Source organism: Streptomyces sp. MI02-7b (assembly GCF_033793585.1).
In the GTDB taxonomy this organism is placed as follows: domain Bacteria; phylum Actinomycetota; class Actinomycetes; order Streptomycetales; family Streptomycetaceae; genus Actinacidiphila.
Map to the genome: position 1 here is coordinate 322,919 of NZ_JARAWX010000004.1, position 16,656 is coordinate 339,574.

The 16,656-nt window shown below is 73.2% G+C and carries 18 protein-coding genes; 8 read left to right on the forward strand and 10 right to left on the reverse strand.

All coding sequences use genetic code 11. The features are described from left to right. Together dut and PV364_RS08380 are read right to left on the reverse strand one after the other, a co-directional pair. Complete coding sequence (gene dut / locus PV364_RS08375; RefSeq protein ID WP_319659095.1) at window positions 1–525, reverse strand: dUTP diphosphatase; 525 nt, start codon at window positions 523–525, stop codon at window positions 1–3. Further along, the gene (locus PV364_RS08380; RefSeq protein WP_319659096.1) at window positions 522–1,124 is read right to left on the reverse strand and encodes a PaaI family thioesterase; all 603 of its coding nucleotides are present in this window, start codon (window positions 1,122–1,124) and stop codon (window positions 522–524) included. The genes dut and PV364_RS08380 overlap by 4 nt, the downstream gene beginning before the upstream one ends. Window positions 1,125–1,220: 96 nt before the next feature. Here PV364_RS08380 and PV364_RS08385 point away from each other — a divergent pair, with 96 nt between their 5' ends. Together PV364_RS08385 and PV364_RS08390 are read left to right on the forward strand one after the other, a co-directional pair. Next, window positions 1,221–2,105, forward strand: a complete 885-nt coding sequence (locus tag PV364_RS08385) for an SDR family oxidoreductase (protein ID WP_319659097.1) — start codon at window positions 1,221–1,223, stop codon at window positions 2,103–2,105. 26 nt (window positions 2,106–2,131) lie between these two features. Beyond that, window positions 2,132–2,584, forward strand: coding sequence for a DUF3093 domain-containing protein (locus PV364_RS08390; protein ID WP_319659098.1), 453 nt, complete (start codon window positions 2,132–2,134; stop codon window positions 2,582–2,584). 19 nt (window positions 2,585–2,603) lie between these two features. Here the strand turns inward: PV364_RS08390 and PV364_RS08395 are convergent, their stop codons facing one another. From PV364_RS08395 to PV364_RS08405, 3 genes are all read right to left on the reverse strand, one after another. After that, window positions 2,604–3,386 carry a hypothetical protein gene (locus tag PV364_RS08395; protein WP_319659099.1) on the reverse strand — a complete coding sequence of 261 codons (783 nt, stop codon included), beginning with the start codon at window positions 3,384–3,386 and terminating at the stop codon, window positions 2,604–2,606. A gap of 15 nt (window positions 3,387–3,401) precedes the next feature. Continuing rightward, the gene (locus PV364_RS08400; protein ID WP_319659100.1) at window positions 3,402–3,701 is read right to left on the reverse strand and encodes a DUF4193 domain-containing protein; all 300 of its coding nucleotides are present in this window, start codon (window positions 3,699–3,701) and stop codon (window positions 3,402–3,404) included. Between the two features lie 408 nt (window positions 3,702–4,109). Next, a complete protein-coding gene (locus PV364_RS08405; RefSeq protein WP_319659101.1) occupies window positions 4,110–5,222 on the reverse strand; it encodes a HAMP domain-containing sensor histidine kinase in 1,113 nt (370 codons plus the stop codon). Between the two features lie 34 nt (window positions 5,223–5,256). Here PV364_RS08405 and PV364_RS08410 point away from each other — a divergent pair, with 34 nt between their 5' ends. Then, window positions 5,257–5,430 (forward strand): hypothetical protein, encoded by a 174-nt coding sequence (locus PV364_RS08410; protein ID WP_319659102.1) that lies wholly within the window; start codon window positions 5,257–5,259, stop codon window positions 5,428–5,430. Here the strand turns inward: PV364_RS08410 and PV364_RS08415 are convergent. Continuing rightward, window positions 5,418–6,071, reverse strand: a complete 654-nt coding sequence (locus PV364_RS08415) for a response regulator transcription factor (RefSeq protein WP_319659103.1) — start codon at window positions 6,069–6,071, stop codon at window positions 5,418–5,420. The genes PV364_RS08410 and PV364_RS08415 overlap by 13 nt on opposite strands. A 481-nt stretch (window positions 6,072–6,552) precedes the next feature. Here PV364_RS08415 and PV364_RS08420 point away from each other — a divergent pair, with 481 nt between their 5' ends. Further along, on the forward strand, window positions 6,553–6,726 hold the full coding sequence (locus PV364_RS08420; RefSeq protein ID WP_319659104.1) for a hypothetical protein: 174 nt from the start codon (window positions 6,553–6,555) through the stop codon (window positions 6,724–6,726). A 79-nt stretch (window positions 6,727–6,805) separates the two neighbouring features. On the opposite strand, the gene PV364_RS08425 is transcribed toward PV364_RS08420, so the two are convergent. Further along, a complete protein-coding gene (locus PV364_RS08425) occupies window positions 6,806–7,633 on the reverse strand; it encodes an inositol monophosphatase family protein (RefSeq protein ID WP_319659105.1) in 828 nt (275 codons plus the stop codon). 7 nt (window positions 7,634–7,640) lie between these two features. Beyond that, complete coding sequence (locus PV364_RS08430) at window positions 7,641–8,774, reverse strand: ferrochelatase (protein WP_319659106.1); 1,134 nt, start codon at window positions 8,772–8,774, stop codon at window positions 7,641–7,643. A 201-nt stretch (window positions 8,775–8,975) separates the two neighbouring features. Between PV364_RS08430 and PV364_RS08435 the strand changes: the two genes are divergently transcribed. The 3 genes from PV364_RS08435 to sepH all read left to right on the forward strand — a co-directional run bounded on the left by PV364_RS08435 (window position 8,976) and on the right by sepH (window position 12,920). After that, window positions 8,976–10,223, forward strand: coding sequence for an MFS transporter (locus PV364_RS08435; RefSeq protein ID WP_319659107.1), 1,248 nt, complete (start codon window positions 8,976–8,978; stop codon window positions 10,221–10,223). Continuing rightward, window positions 10,180–11,502: a D-arabinono-1,4-lactone oxidase gene (locus tag PV364_RS08440; protein ID WP_319659108.1), complete on the forward strand. Its 1,323-nt coding sequence runs from the start codon at window positions 10,180–10,182 to the stop codon at window positions 11,500–11,502. The genes PV364_RS08435 and PV364_RS08440 overlap by 44 nt, the downstream gene beginning before the upstream one ends. A gap of 341 nt (window positions 11,503–11,843) precedes the next feature. After that, the gene (sepH, locus tag PV364_RS08445) at window positions 11,844–12,920 is read left to right on the forward strand and encodes a septation protein SepH (RefSeq protein ID WP_319659109.1); all 1,077 of its coding nucleotides are present in this window, start codon (window positions 11,844–11,846) and stop codon (window positions 12,918–12,920) included. A 155-nt stretch (window positions 12,921–13,075) separates the two neighbouring features. Here sepH and PV364_RS08450 read toward each other — a convergent pair whose 3' ends face one another. Further along, a complete protein-coding gene (locus PV364_RS08450) occupies window positions 13,076–13,918 on the reverse strand; it encodes a sulfurtransferase (RefSeq protein ID WP_319659110.1) in 843 nt (280 codons plus the stop codon). Between the two features lie 128 nt (window positions 13,919–14,046). On the opposite strand from PV364_RS08450, the gene PV364_RS08455 reads away from it, so the two are divergent. Beyond that, the gene (locus PV364_RS08455; protein ID WP_319659111.1) at window positions 14,047–14,829 is read left to right on the forward strand and encodes a VOC family protein; all 783 of its coding nucleotides are present in this window, start codon (window positions 14,047–14,049) and stop codon (window positions 14,827–14,829) included. Window positions 14,830–14,993: 164 nt separating this feature from the next. Here PV364_RS08455 and PV364_RS08460 read toward each other — a convergent pair whose 3' ends face one another. Next, window positions 14,994–16,517, reverse strand: a complete 1,524-nt coding sequence (locus PV364_RS08460; protein ID WP_319659112.1) for a hypothetical protein — start codon at window positions 16,515–16,517, stop codon at window positions 14,994–14,996. Window positions 16,518–16,656 lie beyond the last annotated feature (139 nt).

Genomic DNA, 16,656 nt, shown 5'->3' on the forward strand with positions numbered 1-16,656 from the left:
TCACTGTCCTTCCCGGTCAGCGATGACCGATGCGTATCCATGGCCGGACGGACCGACCGGAGGGCCGTCCACCGCGGCATGACCCCCCGTGGAGCCGAAGCCCCCCGTCGCCCGCGCCGAATCGGGCAGTTCCGCCACCTCGTGGAAGCGGACCCGCTCGACCTGCTGGACGACCAATTGCGCGATCCGGTCCCCCGGGGCGAACCGCACACTCTCGCGCGGGTCCAGGTTGACCACGATCACCTTGATCTCCCCACGGTACCCGGCATCAACCGTTCCTGGGGCATTCACGAGCGCCACTCCGCACCTCGCGGCGAGCCCGGAGCGCGGATGCACGAAGGCCGCGTACCCCTCCGGCAGGGCGATGGAGACGCCTGTCGGCAGCACCGCCCGCTCACCGGGGGCCAGCTCCGCCGCCCGGGTGGTGACCAGGTCCGCTCCGGCGTCGCCAGGGTGCCCGTACGAGGGAATCGGGACGTCCGCGTCGAGCCGGCGGATCAGCACGTCCACCGGCGGGCGGGTCACGGGTTCACCTCGAAGGCGCGGGCGGCCTTGACCTGGTCGGGGTCCTCGATGACGGCCTGGATCTCCTGCGCGCGGCCGTGGTCGGTGAAGTGCTCCAGTTTGACCTCGATGAAGAGCGCGTCCGCGCGGACCGCGACCGGGCCGTCGGGGCCGCCGATCCGGCCGGTGGCGGTGCAGTAGATCTTGCGCCCGGCGACCGCCGTGCAGCGCGCGTCCAGGTGGAGGGTGGAGCCGACGGGGACCGGCCGGACGTACTCGGTCTCCAGGCGCCCGGTGACCGCGATAGTGCGCAGCAGCCAGTTGAGGGAGCCGAGCGTCTCGTCCAGCGCGGTCGCCAGCACACCGCCGTGCGCGAGGCCGGGAGCGCCCTGGTGGGCCGGTTGTACGGTGAACTCGGCGGTGACGCCGACGCCCTCTGCGGCCCGTGCCTCCAGGTGCAGGCCGTGGGGCTGTGCCCCGCCGCAGCCGAAGCAGTGCTCGTAGTGCGCGCCGAGTGGTTCGCCGGGCGCGGGCGCGCCGGGGTGCCGCACCGGCGGCGAGGCGTCCTTCGGCGGTGTCAGGCCCGGGCGGGCCGGGACGTCGGGTGTGGCTCCGTTCACGCGGGAGACCCTACCCTCCTGCGGGATCCTTTCCCGCCGCCCGCCCGTTCTCCTTCCGGCCACGCGGCACGTGTCCCCCATCCCTTGGAGCACCCCATGACCCCCAGGTCCGTCGTCGTCACCGGAGCCGGATGCGGGATCGGGCTGGCGATCACCCTCGAACTGGCCCACGCCGGCTACGACGTCATCGGCACGGTGCGCACCGAGGAGAAGGCCGAGGCCCTGCGCGCGGCGGTGGCCAGGACCGGCGCCTCGGTGCGCACCGTACTGCTCGACGTCGCGGACGCCACGTCGTCCGTACGGGCGTTCACGGAGATCGCCACGATGACCGACGGGGGTCCCTGGGCGGTGGTCAACAACGCGGGCATCGCGCAGCCCGGTGCGATCGAGGACGTCGACGACGAACAGGTGCGCCAGCAGCTGGAGATCAATCTGGTGGCACCGGCGCGCATCGCCCGGCTCGTGCTGCCGACCATGCGCGCCCGGCGCGCGGGGCGCATCGTCAACATCTCCTCGATCTCCGGCCGGGTCTCGATGCCGCTGCTCGGCTGGTACTGCGCGAGCAAGCAGGGCCTGGAGGCGATCACGGACGCGCTGCGCATGGAGGCGGCGCCGTTCGGGGTGAAGGTGGTGCTGGTCGAGCCCGGGGCCTTCGGCACCGACATCTGGGAGCGCGGAGCCACCCGGCTGCCCCAGGGCACGGCCTCGCCGTACCGCGACCGGTACGAGGCCGCGGACGACCTGCTCAAGCGCGAGCTGCCGGGACCGCGCCCGGTGGCCCGTGCGGTCCTCAGGGCGCTGTCGGCGCCCCGGCCGCTCCCCCGGTACCTGGTGGGCAACGACGCCCGCTCCTCGGCCGTCCTGGACGCCGCGCTGCCCACCGCGGCCACCGACTGGGCCAAGCAGGTCGCCATCGGCCTGCGCACCGCGCCGCGCGCCGCGCAGGCCCTGTCGCGTCTGCGGTCCCGTGGCGGGCGCTGACAGGGCGGCATGACAAGCTGGGTCCCATGACCGGCATGACCTATGAGGAGCGGCTGACCGCGCCGCGTTCCTGGTGGCTGCTCGCCTTCGGCGCGGGTGTGTCACTGGCGCTGATCCTGCTGCCCTTCGGGGCGCTGCCGCTGCTGGGCGGCCTCGTCGGGGGCACGGCCGCCGGAGCGGTCGCGGTGAGCTCGTACGGCTCGGCGCGGCTGCGGGTGGTGGCCGGGTCGCTGGTCGCCGGCGACGCGCGGATCCCGGTGGGGGCGCTCGGCGAGGCGACCGTGCTGGACCACCAGGAGGCGCTGGCCTGGCGCTCGTACAAGGCCGATCCGCGCGCGTTCATGCTGCTGCGGTCGTACGTGCCGACCGCGCTGAAGGTCGAGGTCACCGACCCCGCGGATCCGACGCCCTACCTGTACCTCTCCACGCGGGCCCCCGAGCGGCTGGCCGCCGCGCTGCGGGACGTGCGGACCGCCTGAGGCGCCCGCACCGGCGGCCTCAGTCGTCCGTCTCCGCGGACTTCGCCGGCAGCTCCCCGGGCCCGCCGGGTCCCAGGGCGGGCGGCGGCTCCTCGACGGAGAGCAGCCCCCAGGGCACCTGCCGCTCGCGCAGGTCCTTGCGGATCTGTTCCGCGAGCTTCCTGGTGTCGCGCCGGTTCATCACGGCGCCGACGGCCGCGCCGACCATGAACGGGGTCAGCGTCGGCAGATTGCGCATGGTGCGCTTCATGAGCTGCTGGCGCAGCTCGCGCTTCATCCGGCCGCCGAGCGCCACGTTCAGCGTGGACGGCTTGGAGAAGTCGATGCCGCGTCGCTCGGTCCACTCGGCGATGTACATCACCGCGCGCTGCCGCAGCGTGCCCGGGGCGCGCAGCCCGTAGACCTCGTGCAGCTCGGCGATGAGCTTGTACTCGATCAGGGCGACGCCGATCGTCTCGCTCGCCAGCTCGGCGGGCATGGCGGGCGGGGTGGGCAGCATCGCGGCGGCGCCGATGCCGGCGCCGACCGTCGCGGTGCCCAGGGTGGCGGCGCTCACGAGCTTGTCCGCCAGCTCCTCGGGCCCCAGCCCGGGGAACTGCCGGCGGAGCGCCTCCAGGTCCCGTACGGGTATCCGCGGGGCCGTCTCGAGAAAACCCTCGGCGAGGGTCGACAGTGCCGCCCTGGCGCGGGCACGCCCGCGGGCGGCACGGCTCGGAGGTCCGGGAAGGCCGTCGTCGACCGCCGGTTCCTCCGATGCGCCCGCGAGCGAGGCCGCGCGGCCTCGCTCGTCGTCGCTGTCCACGATCCCGGTGTCCCGTCAGGCCGCGCAGTCGCGGCAGATCGGGTTGCCGTTCTTCTCCGAGGCCAGCTGGCTGCGGTGGTGCACCAGGAAGCAGCTCATGCAGGTGAACTCGTCGGCCTGCCGGGGCAGGACCCGGACCGAGAGCTCCTCGTTGGAAAGGTCGGCGCCGGGCAGTTCGAGGGACTCGGCCTGGTCGAACTCGTCGACGTCCACCGTGGACGTGGACTTGTCGTTCCGGCGAGCCTTCAGTTCCTCGATGCTGTCCTCGTTGACATCGTCGTCGGTCTTGCGTGGTGTGTCGTAATCAGTAGCCATGTATCGCTCTCCCCCTCTGGGTGTCTGCGGTGTCTCCAGCGCACGTAACGCATGGGAGGCCGGTCTTGTGCCCGGCCCGAAGCGGAGATTTTGCCTTACATCAAGTGCCGTTACTCAATCGACACCCAACCGCACCCCCGAAGAGGTGATCGGATCCACTGCCGGTCATGACCGGAAAGGGCCGGGTTGTCGCACCTTGCTCACGCCTCCACGTGTACTTCCCGTGATCATGACCTGCGGAAACATGGATTTTTCCGCTCTTTTCCCGGACCGGCGAACACGGAGCGTACCCGCGGCCGGAATCGTATGTGTAATCGCTCACAGCATGCCGCCGCGGGGATCAGACCGCAAAATTCAGCGCAAAGCGAACACGGTCCCGGGGGTGTCGCGGAACGGCTCCCGGGTGCCTCAGACGGGGATCGCAACCCGCATGACCAGGCCACCTCCCTCGCGGGGCACCGCGGAGATGGTGCCGCCGTGGGCCCGCGCCACCGATCGCGCGATCGACAGCCCGAGTCCCACGCCCTTGTCGCTCCCGGTCCGCTCGGTGCGCAGCCGCCGGAACGGCTCGAAGAGGTTGTCGATCTCGTAGGCGGGAACCACCGGGCCGGTGTTGGTGACCGTCAGGACCGCGAGACCCGGTTCCAGACCCGTGGTGGCCTCGACCCAGCCGTTCTCGGGGACGTTGTAGCGGACGGCGTTCTGGACGAGGTTGAGCGCGATCCGCTCCAGCAGCACGCCGTTGCCCTGGACCACCGCCTCGTGCAGTTCGCTGCGGAGCGCCACACCCTTGGCGTCGGCCTCGCTGCGGGTCTGCTCCAGGGCTTGGGAGGCCGCCTCGGCCACGTCCACGGGCTTGCGGTCCACGATCTCGTTGTCGCTGCGGGCGAGCAGCAGCAGGCCCTCCACGAGCTGCTCGCTGCGGGTGTTGGTGGCCAGCAGGGTCTTCCCCAGCTGCTGGACCTCCGGGCCGGCCGCGGTGTCGGACAGCTGGACCTCCAGCAGGGTCCGGTTGATCGCCAGCGGGGTCCGCAGCTCATGGGAGGCGTTGGAGACGAAACGGCGCTGCGCGTCGAAGGACCGCTCCAGCCGCTCCAGCATCTCGTCGAAGGTGTCCGCGAGCTCCTTGAGCTCGTCGTCCGGCCCGTCCAGGTGGATACGGCGCTTGAGGTCGGAGGAGACCACGGCCTGCGCGGTGCGGGTGATCCTGCCCAGCGGGTACAGCACACGGCCCGCCAGCAGGTAGCCGAAGGCGAAGGCCAGCACGGCGAGACCCACCAGCGCGAACAGCGACCGCCGCAGCAGGCTGTCGAGCGCGACCTCGCGCCGGTCCTGCATACAGGCGTTGATGGCGTCGGTGAACTCGTCGGTCGTCCCCGAGCTCGGCAGCTGGCAGCTGGGCGTCGTGGTGGCCACGTGGCCGCTCAGCAGCCGGAAGGGCAGCTCGTTGCCGTCGTGCAGTGCCTGTGCGGCCAGCAGGTAGATGATCCACAGCAGGACGACGCCGGCGATCAGGAACATGCCGCCGTAGAGCAGGGTGAGCCGTATCCGGATCGTGGGACGGAACAGCGGACCGCGGCCGGCCGGCGACGCCGGCTCCCAGGTGGGCTTCGGCGGGATGCGCGGCGGGGTCGTCGGCGAGGACGACGACGAAGAGGAGGACGAGGACGACGAGGAGGACGCCGGCGAGGAGGAAGAGGAAGTGGCCACGGCGCATCAGATCCGGTAGCCGGAGCCGGGCACCGTGACGATCACGGCGGGCTCGCCGAGCTTGCGGCGCAACGTCATGACCGTGACCCGCACCACATTGGTGAAGGGGTCGGTGTTCTCGTCCCAGGCCTTCTCCAGCAGCTGCTCCGCGGACACCACGGATCCCTCGCTGCGCAGCAGTACCTCCAGCACCGCGAACTCCTTGGGCGCCAGATGCACCTGCCGCCCCTCGCGGACGACCTCGCGGCGGTTGGGGTCGAGGCGGATGCCCGCGCGTTCCAGCACCGGCGGCAGGGGGGCGGTCGTCCGCCGGCCGAGCGCCCGCACGCGGGCGATCAGCTCGGTGAAGGCGAAGGGCTTGGGCAGGTAGTCGTCGGCGCCGAGCTCCAGGCCCTCGACGCGGTCGCTCACGTCGCCGGCGGCGGTGAGCATCAGGACCCGGGTGGGCAGGCCGAGCTCGACGACCTTGCGGCAGACGTCGTCACCGTGGACCACGGGCAGGTCCCGGTCGAGGACGACGACGTCGTAGTCGTTCACCCCGATCCGCTCCAGAGCGGCCCCGCCGTCATAGACGACGTCCACGGCCATGGCCTCGCGGCGCAGTCCCGTGGCCACCGCATCGGCGAGCAGCTGTTCGTCCTCGACGACCAGTACGCGCAAGGCGCCCTTCCTTCCGTGAACACTTCTCAACGGCCTGTGCGCAGGCCGAATGCGTCTCCATCCTGCACCTGAAGGCCGTAAACCGGCGGTAAGAGCGCGTTCCCGGGCCGCGCGCGACGGCCCCCGCGGCCGTGCCCCGGCCGCCCTCCGGCCGCCCTCCGACCCCGAGCCGCCCGGCACCGCACGTGACACGGGCCACACCGTGCGTGGCGGGGAGCGGCGTCCGTACCGGTCGTGGGCCGCGCGTGGCGCGGACGGGAACTCGGCGCGGAATTCTTCGGGTTGCGGAGGTTTCCGCTCCGGCGGGCCTGGGGAGGACGACTGCACACCCCCGATCGCGCCCCTTGGGCGTTCGCAGTGGACTTGTGGCGGCAGCCGTCGCGCGATCCGCGGGGATCTCGGAACAACCTGCCCGCAGCCGCATCGACCCGTACCCACCCACACCCTGTGTCACCTATCGACGACGAGGGGGCGCCACCTGATGGACGCATTCACCACTGGCATCCTGCAGCGCATACACAGCACTGAGTCGGACCTGCTCGCCGCCCGGGAGGCGGGGGACGAGTTCCTGGCCGAGGTCGAGGAGGCCGAACTGGCCGATCTGCGCCGCCTCGCCGCCGACCACGGCGTACAGGTGCTGCCCAAGATCGCCTGAGGGCAACCGGAACCGGCGCCGCGCCCCGGCCACCGCACAGGTGCCGGGGCGTTCGCGTGCCCGGGTCCGGGGCCGCCGGTCAGTCGTGCCAGGCGCCCAGTTCCTCCAGGAGTGCCTGCAACGGCTCGAAGACCCCCGTCGGCGCCGCCACCGTCAGCTGCGGTGACGGCGGCTCCCCGGGGCGGCCGCCGGTGAGCGCGCCCGCCTCGCGGGCGAAGAGGTCGCCCGCGGCGTAGTCCCAGATGTTGAGCCCGCGCTCGTAGTAGGCGTCGAGCCGGCCGCAGCCCACGTCGCACAGGTCGATCGCGGCCGAACCGGCCCGGCGGATGTCCCGCACCTTCGGGATCAGCCGGCGGGCCACCTCGGCCTGTCCGGTGCGCACCTCGGTGGAGTACCCGAAGCCCGTGCCGACCAGCGCCTGCTCGAACGGCGGCGCGGGGCGCGGCCGGGCCCGGACGTCGCCCACCCAAGCGCCGCGGCCGAGGACGGCGCGGTAGCTCTCACGCCTCATGGGCGCCTCGACGACGCCGACGACGGTCTCGCCCTCGACCTGGGCGGCGATGCTCACCGCCCAGCCGGGCAGGCCGTAGAGGTAGTTCACCGTGCCGTCGAGCGGGTCGATCACCCAGCGGACACCGGTGGTGCCCGGCGCGCTGGCGCCCTCCTCGCCGAGCAGCCCGTCGTCCGGCCGGCGCTCGCCGATGAAGGAGGCGATGAGCTTCTCCGCGGCGAGGTCCATCTCGGTGACGACGTCGATCGGACTGCTCTTGGTCGCGGCCACCCCGAGGTCGGCCGGGCGGCCGTCGCGCAGCAGTTCCCCGGCCCTGCGGGCGGCCTCCAGGGCCACCGCCAGGAGTTCGTCCTTCAGCTGGTCGGTCACGGCGCTCCTTGTGCTGTGCGTCGGCATGTGTCGGTCACTCGGCGCCCGCCGCGGCGGGGCGCGGGCTGCGGGCCGGGCAGCAGCCGACCGGGCAGACGTCGTGGCTCGCGCCGAGCCGGCCCAGCGCGCAGCGTTCGGGCGTGAGGCCGCGCTCGGCCGCGGCCCGCTCCCGGACCAGCTCGCGGACGGCGGCGGCGAACCTCGGGTCGGCGCCGACCGTGGCCGAGCGGGCCACGGGCAGCCCGAGCTCGGCGGCCTTGGCGGTGGCCTCGGTGTCGAGGTCGTAGCGGACCTCCATGTGGTCCGAGACGAAGCCGATCGGCACCATGACGGCGGCCGGCGCCCCGGAGGCGTGCACCTCCTCCAGGTGGTCGCAGATGTCGGGCTCCAGCCACGGGATGTGGGGGGCGCCGCTGCGGGACTGGTAGACGAGCTTCCAGGGACGGTCGGTGCCGGTGGCCTCCCGGACGGCGTCGGCGATCACCTGGGCGACGTCCAGGTGCTGGGCGACGTAGGCGCCGCCGGCCCCGTCCATGGTGTGCGCGTCGGCCGGGCCGGAGGTGTCGGCGGCGGCGAGGGGGATGGAGTGCGTGGTGAAGGCCAGGTGCGCACCGGCGCGCGCCTCTTCGGGCAGCTCGGCGAGCGCGGTCAGGACACCGTCGACCATGGGCTGCACGAAGCCGGGGTGGTTGAAGTAGTGGCGCAGCTTGTCCACCCGCGGCACCGGGCGGCCCTCGGCCTCCAGCGCGGCAAGGGAGTCGGCCAGGTTCTCGCGGTACTGGCGGCACCCGGAGTAGGAGGCGTACGCGCTGGTGGCCAGCACCAGGATGCGGCGGCGGCCGTCGTCGGCCATCTCGCGCAGGGTGTCGGTGAGGTAGGGCGCCCAGTTGCGGTTGCCCCAGTACACGGGAAGGTCGAGGCCGTGCTCGGCGAAGTCCTTGCGCAGCGCCTGCAGCAGTTCGCGGTTCTGCGCGTTGATGGGACTGACCCCGCCGAACAGGAAGTAGTGCTGCCCCACTTCCTTCAGGCGTTCGCGCGGGATGCCGCGCCCCCGCGTGACGTTCTCCAGGAAGGGGACGACGTCGTCCGTCCCCTCGGGCCCTCCGAAGGACAGCAGGAGCAGGGCGTCGTAGGGAGCGGCAGTGGCGGCCTCGGTGTGATCGGACATGTCTCCGATCCTCCCACCGCCCGGTGACGGCCGTGGAACGGCGCGGGCCTCGGGGCGGGAGCGGTCGCAGGAGGCCGGCGGGCGGCGGGGCCGGCGGGCGGCGGGAAAAATCGCTTGCGCTCCATTTGTAAGCTGTGATGAGCAGCCACATTCCTTACCCGCACCCCCTCGTGGATCGGCGACGAAGCCGAGGAGCGCCCCTTGCCCAGTCCCTATCGCGCGATCTTCTCCACCCCCGGGACCAGGGGCTTCGCCGCTGCCGGCCTCATCGGCCGGATGCCGCTGTCCATGCTGGGCATCGGGATCGTGACGATGATGTCCCAGGTCACCGGCCGCTATCGGATCGCGGGCGCGCTCGCGGCCGTACTGGCGCTGTCGGGGGCGGCGCTCGGGCCGCAGGTCTCCCGGCTGGTGGACCGGTACGGCCAGCGCCGGGTGCTGCGCCCGGCGGCCGGAACCACGGTGCTCGCCGTCGCCGCGCTGCTGGTGTGCGTACGGACCGGGGCGCCGGACTGGACGCTGTTCGCCTGCGTCGCGGCCGCCGGGCTGACGCCGAGCCTGGGCGCCATGGTGCGGGCGCGGTGGGCTGCCATCCACCGGGGCTCGCCGACCCTGCTGCACACCGCGTACTCCTTCGAGTCCGTGGTCGACGAGATCTGCTTCATCGTGGGCCCGATCCTGTCCATCGGGCTGTGCACCGTGTGGTTCCCCGAGGCCGGTCCCCTGCTGGCGGCGGTCTTCCTCGCCGCCGGCACCTTCCTGCTCACCGCGCAGCGCTCCACCGAACCGCCGCCGCACCCGCGCGAGCAGCACACGCGGGGTTCGGCGCTCGCTTCGCCCGGGCTGCGGGTCCTCGTGCTCACCTTCGTGGCGACCGGGGCGATCTTCGGCGCGGTGGACGTCACCACCGTGGCGTTCGCCCAGGAACAGGGCCACAAGGCCGCCGCCAGCCTCGTCCTCGCCGTGTACGCGTCAGGATCCTGCCTCGCGGGAGTCCTTTTCGGCCTGATGAGACCGCGTGGCACGGCCTCCCGTCGCTTTTTGCTGGGCGTGGGGGCCATGGGCGTGAGTATGATCCCGCCACTACTGGTCGGGAACTTGCCGTTCCTGGCCGTGGCGCTGTTCGTCGCGGGCCTGTCCATCGCGCCGACGATGGTCACGACCATGGCGCTCGTCGAGCAGTTGGTACCGCGCGCGAAGCTGACCGAGGGCATGACGTGGACGAGCACGGGGCTCGCGGTCGGTGTGGCGCTCGGGGCCTCGCTCGCCGGGTGGGTGATCGACGCGGCGGGGGCCCGGGCGGCGTTCGCGGTGCCCGCCTCCGCCGCGGCACTCGCCGTGGTGGCGGCCTTCCTGGGGTACCGCCGGCTGGAGCCGGCGCCGGAGCTGGAGGGATCGCGTACGCATGGCTACGACGAACAGAACCGCCGGGAAGGCCACATGGCATAACTGGGCGGGCAACGTGCGGGCCGTCCCGGCGCGGGAGGTGTCACCCGCCTCGCTGGAGGAGCTGGTCGCCGCCGTGCGGAAGGCGGCCGCGGACGGCCTGCCGGCCAAGGCCGTGGGCACCGGGCACTCCTTCACCTCCGCCGCGGCCACCGCCGGCGTCCTGATCCGCCCGGAGCGCATGAGTTCCATACGCTCCCTGGACCGCGCGGCCGGGACCGTGACCGTCGAGGCCGGCGTCCAGCTGAAGCACCTGAACGCGTTCCTCGCCGCCGAGGGTCTGTCGCTCACCAATATGGGCGACATCATGGAGCAGACCGCGGCCGGGGCGACCAGCACCGGCACCCACGGCACCGGCCGCGACTCGGCCTCCATCGCCGCCCAGATCACCGCGCTGGAACTGGTGACGGCCGACGGCTCGGTGCTCACGTGCTCCGCCGAGGAGAACGCCGACGTCTTCGCCGCCGCCCGGATCGGGCTCGGCGCCCTGGGCGTGGTCAGCTCCCTCACCTTCGCGGTGGAGCCGGTCTTCCTGCTCACCGCCCGCGAGGAACCGATGCGTTTCGACCGGGTGCTCGGGGAGTTCGACCAACTCGTCGAGGAGAACGAGCACTTCGAGTTCTACTGGTTCCCGCACACCGACGGCTGCAACACCAAGCGCAACAACCGCAGCCAGGGCCCCGCGGCGCCGGTGCCCCCGGTGCGCGGCTGGCTCGACGACGAGTTCCTTTCCAACGGCGTCTTCCGGGCCGCCTGCGCGCTCGGGCAGGCCGCGCCGTCGCTGATCCCCGGGATCGCGCAGGTCTCCAGCCGGGCCCTGTCCGCGCGCACCTACACCGACATCCCGTACAAGGTCTTCACCCACCCGCGCCGGGTGCGCTTCGTGGAGATGGAGTACGCCGTTCCACGGGCCGCGGCGGTGGAGGTCCTGCGGGAGCTGAAGTCGATGGTCGACTCCTCGGCCCTGCGGATCAGCTTCCCGGTGGAGGTGCGGGTCGCCCCGGCGGACGACATCGCGCTGTCGACGGCCTCGGGGCGCGACAGCGCCTACGTGGCGGTCCACATGTACCGGGGCAGCCGGTACCAGGAGTACTTCACGGCCGTCGAGGAAATAATGACGGCGCATCAGGGCCGGCCGCACTGGGGCAAGGTCCACACCCGGGACGCGGACTGGTTCGCCAAGGCGTATCCGCGTTTCGGCGAGTTCACCGCGCTGCGGGACCGGCTCGACCCGGACCGGCTGTTCCGCAACGACTACCTGCGGCGGGTGCTGGGCGAGTAGATCCCAAGCCTCCATTTGTGGAGATTGCGTAACGGTCCCCGGCCAACTCCCTTGACCCGCACAAAGTTCGACGGCGCGGCGCCCCACCGGCGTGGCCCAAATGGAGTACTGTGACAAATCCTGGCTCCGGGGGGAGACGGCGCACTTCATCCCGGGGTGCTGTCGAGCGACCCGGAGACACGTGGCGCCGAGTGACGCGTTTGGTCACTCAGCGTTGCAAATAGGTAACCGTGCCATAACGGCGCGTCACGGCACATGCCCGACACGCCGGGAAACTCAGCAAGGTTGTGGCAGGCTGCACCCGGGCAGGTCACACTCGTCCATCGGGAGCAGCGACGCACGTGACGTCGGCAGGCACCACCCGGGAGGTAACCGTGCCCGAATTGCGTGTCGTGGCCGTCAGCAACGACGGCACACGACTGGTGCTCAAGGCTGCCGACAGCACGGAGTACACACTCCCGATCGACGAACGCCTGCGTGCCGCCATTCGCAACGACCGGGCGCGGCTGGGCCAGATCGAGATCGAGGTCGAGAGCCATCTGCGCCCCCGCGACATCCAGGCGCGGATAAGAGCGGGCGCCACCGCCGAGGAGGTCGCGCAGCTCGCCGGCATCCCCGTCGAGCGGGTGCGGCGCTTCGAGGGCCCCGTGCTCGCGGAGCGCGCCTTCATGGCGGAGCGGGCGCGCAAGACCCCGGTACGGCGTCAGGGCGAGAGCACCGGACCGCAGCTCGGCGAGGCCGTCGCCGAACGGCTGCTGCTGCGGGGCGCCGAGAAGGACTCCGTCGTCTGGGACTCCTGGCGGCGCGACGACGGCACCTGGGAGGTGCTGCTCGTCTACCGCGTCGCCGGTGAGCCGCATTCGGCGAGCTGGACCTACGACCCGCCGCGGCGGCTGGTCCAGGCCGTCGACGACGAGGCGCGCGCGTTGATCGGCGAGGCCACCCAGGAGCCCGCGGAACCGAGCTACCCCTTCGTGCCGAGGATCGCGCGGCTGCCGCGCGACCGGGTCATGGAGCGGCCGGAACGCGCGAGCGGCGCGGAGGAGCGGGCCGAGGAGGAACGCGACTCCCTGACCAGCCTCCTGGAGGCCGTGCCGAGCTTCCGCGGCGACATGGTCGTCCCCTCGCAGCCCGCATCGCCCGCGGCACCGGAGGTTCCCGCGGCCGCGGCGGCGGGCACCGACGGTGCGGTCGACGACCCCGAGGCCGAGGAGTCCGTGCCGCCGGCGCCCGCCGCGAGCGCGGGATCCGCGTACGCGGACGTCCTCATGCCGCGGTCCGTTGGCGCCCACCGGGACCGGCTGGTCGGCTCCACCGACCGGCAGGCCGAGGCGGACGGGGTCCGGCCGGGACGGCGGGCGACGGTGCCGAGCTGGGACGAGATCGTCTTCGGCAGCCGCCGCAAGAAGCAGGACTGACACGGCGGCACCACCGTCGGGCGACGGGTCAGGGCACACCGCAGGGCGCGGCCCGTCGAAAGCCGCCCGGTTCTCCCGCCCGTCCGCCGGCCGGCACCGTCGCGGGGCCACGCGAGGGTGACGCGCCGTGGACGGACGGGTGGGAGTGCCGGGCCTCAGCCCGGCTGGGGGCCCGTCGCCACGGGGCGGCCGGAGTGCGACCACTCGCTCCAGGAGCCGACGTAGAGGGCGGCGGGAACGCCGGCCGCCGCGAGGGCGAGCACCTCGTGGGCACCCGAGACACCCGAGCCGCAGTAGACACCGACCGCGGTGCCGGCGGTGGCACCGACGCCGGCGAAGCGGGCCGTCAGGTCGCCGGGCGCAAGGAAGAGCCCGGTGGCGGGGTCCACGTTCTCCGTCGTGGGGGCGCTGACCGCACCGGGGATGTGCCCGGCGACGGGATCGATGGGTTCGACCTCGCCGCGGTAGCGCTCCGACGCCCGGGCGTCGAGGAGCACGCCCTCGCGCGCCAGTGCCGCCGCGCCGTCGGCGTCGAGCAGGGGCAACCCGCCCGGGACCGCCGTGAAGTCCCCGTCCCCGTCGGCCGGTGCGCCCGTCTCCAGCGGGAGGCCGGCCGCCGTCCAGGCCGCGAGGCCGCCGTCCAGCACCCTCACCCGCTCGTGTCCGGCCCAGCGCAGCAGCCACCAGGCACGGGCGGCGCCCCAGCCCAGCCAGTTGTCGTAGACGACGACGTCCCGGTCCGGGCCGACGCCCGCGCGCCGCATGGCGGCGGTGAACACCGCCACGTCCGGCAGGGGATGGCGGCCGGCGTCGCCGGGCGGCCCGGCGAGTTCCGTCTCCAGGTCGACGTAGTGGGCGCCGGGGAGGTGGCCGGCCTCGTACTCGGGGCGTCCGGGCGGCCCGCCCATCCGGTAGCGGACGTCGAGCAGGACGGGCCCGCCGTCTGACGCGCCCTTCGGCCGCGCGGCCAATTCGGTTACGGTAATGACAGGATGCATGAGCCCATTGTGGTCACCCGGCACGGGGACCCTGCGGCGCGGCCCCCGGACGCGGCAGGCCCTGTGGTGCGAGCATTGCTGTGGTACCTCCTCCACGACCCCGAGCGCCGCTCCCCAGGAGAGAATTGATGACCGAGGTAGGGAACCGCCACCCGCACGGGACTCCGTGCTGGGTCAGCCTGCTGGCACGCGGCGTCGAGGCCACGCAGGAGTTCTACGGCCACCTGTTCGGCTGGGAGTTCCACCCGGGTCCGTCCTCGCTGGACACCTCTGTGCGCGCCACGCTGAACGGGAAGAGCGTGGCCGGTATCGGCGAACTGCCCCGGGGCCGGCAGCTGCCGATCGCGTGGACCACGTACTTCGCCGCCGACGACGCGGACAAGACCGCCGAACTGGTCCGCGGTTGCGGCGGCACGGTCGGCGTGGGCCCGCTGGACGCGGACGACGCTGGGCGGCTGGCGATCGCCCTGGACCCGCTGGGGGCGGTGTTCGGGATCTGGCAGGCCGTGCGCCACCGGGGCATCGAGACCTCCGGCGAACCGGGCTCGCCCGTGTGGAACGAACTGGTCACCCGCGAGACGTCGATGGTCGCCGCGTTCTACTCGCTGGTCTTCGGCTTCGAGACCCAGCACGTCGTCTCGACCGACTTCGACTACCTCACCCTGCAGCTCGACGGCCACCCGGTGGGCGGCATCCACGGCGTCGGCCGGGGTCTGCCGCGCGATCGCGGCGCGCACTGGATGGCGTACTTCGAGGTGACCGACACCGACGCGGCCGCGCGCCAGGTCGTCGAGCTCGGCGGCAACGTCCTGCGCGCCCCGCGCGACTCCGCGTACGGGCGGGTGGCCACCGTCACCGACCCCGAGGGCGCGGTGTTCACCGTGATCCGCACCGAGCCGCTGCCGGCCTGAGCCGGTCCACCGCCCGGCCGCCCGCGTGCAGGCGGGCGTTCGTCACCGGCTCGGAGACGACCGCCGGCACGTCCTCGGCAGGTCGGCTCCGCGACCGGCGGCCGGCCCCCGGTCGTGCGGGGCCCGCCGGCTGACGTCACGGGCCAGGGGCACGACGCCCGGCCTCAGACGGTGCCCGCGTGCTCCGGTGCGGTCTGGACCGGGACGAAGACCTTGTGGCCGAGGATCCCGGTGTCGACGGTGCCGTCCTCCTCGGCGTACCAGCGCCAGTGGGCGCCCGGGACGTCCCCGGCGGCGAGCACGATCCAGCCGCCGTCCCGGGAGGAGAGCCGGGCGAGCGCGGGGAGATCGTTCCCGGTGGGCGGCTGCGCCAGCACGAGGACGCCGGTGACGGGGCCGGTGCGGGTGGCGCTTCGGATGAGGCCGGCACCGACTTCCGGCGCGGGGACGGCCAGCGGGGACCGGGATCCACCGCTGACGTCCTGAAGTCCGGGGACCCTCAGCAGTCCGTGCTGGGCGTGCAGGTCGGGCAGAACGGTGCGGGCCGGGTCGACGGCCACCACGGTGACCGCGGCGCTGTCCTGGCGCGCGGTGTCCAGCAGGCTGCGCACCAGCGCCGCCAGGGTGTCGCGGGCGACGCGGAGGTCACCGAGGATGCTGAGGGTCCCGTTGAGCTGGCCGAGGTCGACCAGGAACTGGGCGTGGCCGCGTCCGGTCACACCCGCTCGGGCCAGCAGCGGCAGGGGCAGGCCGCCGGACTGGGCGTCGTTTTCCACGGACGTGGGGACCCCCGTGCGCTCCCAGCGGGTGGCGTCGAGGGCGGTCCACCGCGCCGGGGCGGGCGCGCCGCCGGCGGAGACGGCGGCGAGCATCTTGGTGGGGAGCGCGAGCACGCTGTAGACCCGGGTGGACGCGCCGGCCGGCCCGGTGACCGGACCGGGTGCGGCCAGCAGCTCGCGCAGGGTGTGCCGTACGACCGGCAGCGTGCGGGTGTCGGCTACCAGGGAGCGGCCCAGGGCGGCCCGGCGCCGGCGGCGCAGCGCGCGCTGGGCGGCCCGCGGCAGGCGCGGCCGCAGGACGCGGGCGGCGGCGCGCAGGGCGGTGCCGGTGCGGCGGGCGATCCGGCCCAGGGTGCGGCGGGCGATGACAAGGACGGTCAGCAGGGCCAGGCCGATGCCGCCGACGACGAGGGGGCCGATCGGAACCCGTCGGCCGGACGCGGCCGTTCCGGTGGCGGCGGGGTCCGGGGACGCCGCCGCGATCGGGACCGCCGCCGTGGCCTCGGGCAGCGGCCCCACCCGCACGCCCTCTCCGTTCGCGTCGTCGGGCAGGCGCAGCGCGAAGCCGGGGACCAGTTGCTCGGGCCTGGTGAACGTGGAACCGCCCGGAAGCACGCGGCCGGTGTTGAGGGCGAGGATCTCGGAGAACCGGTCGCCGTCGCCGAGGGTGCGCTCCGCGATGGCGAGGAGGGTCTCCTGCTGTCCGCCGTTCTGCTCGGGGGACGTGACGACGTAGTACCTGACGTCGTCCGCGGCGTCCGCGGTGACCGCTGCGACAGCGATCGCGGTGGCTGCGCGGGCCGGAACCGCCGACGCCGTACGGGCCGGCGTCAGGGCCGTCGCGGCGACAGCGATCCCGAGGGCCAGTACGAGCGCGGCCGGGCGCCTGACCAGGACCGCGACGCACATGGCCGAAACGTTTGCGGAGCGCAATCTCCATCCTCCTGAGCAGTACCCGCCCGAAACGCTGCTGTCATGAACAGTTCACCCGGGCGCGAGAAAGTCATGTTGTGAACTGAGCCTAGCCATACCGGAGTTACTACTGGCA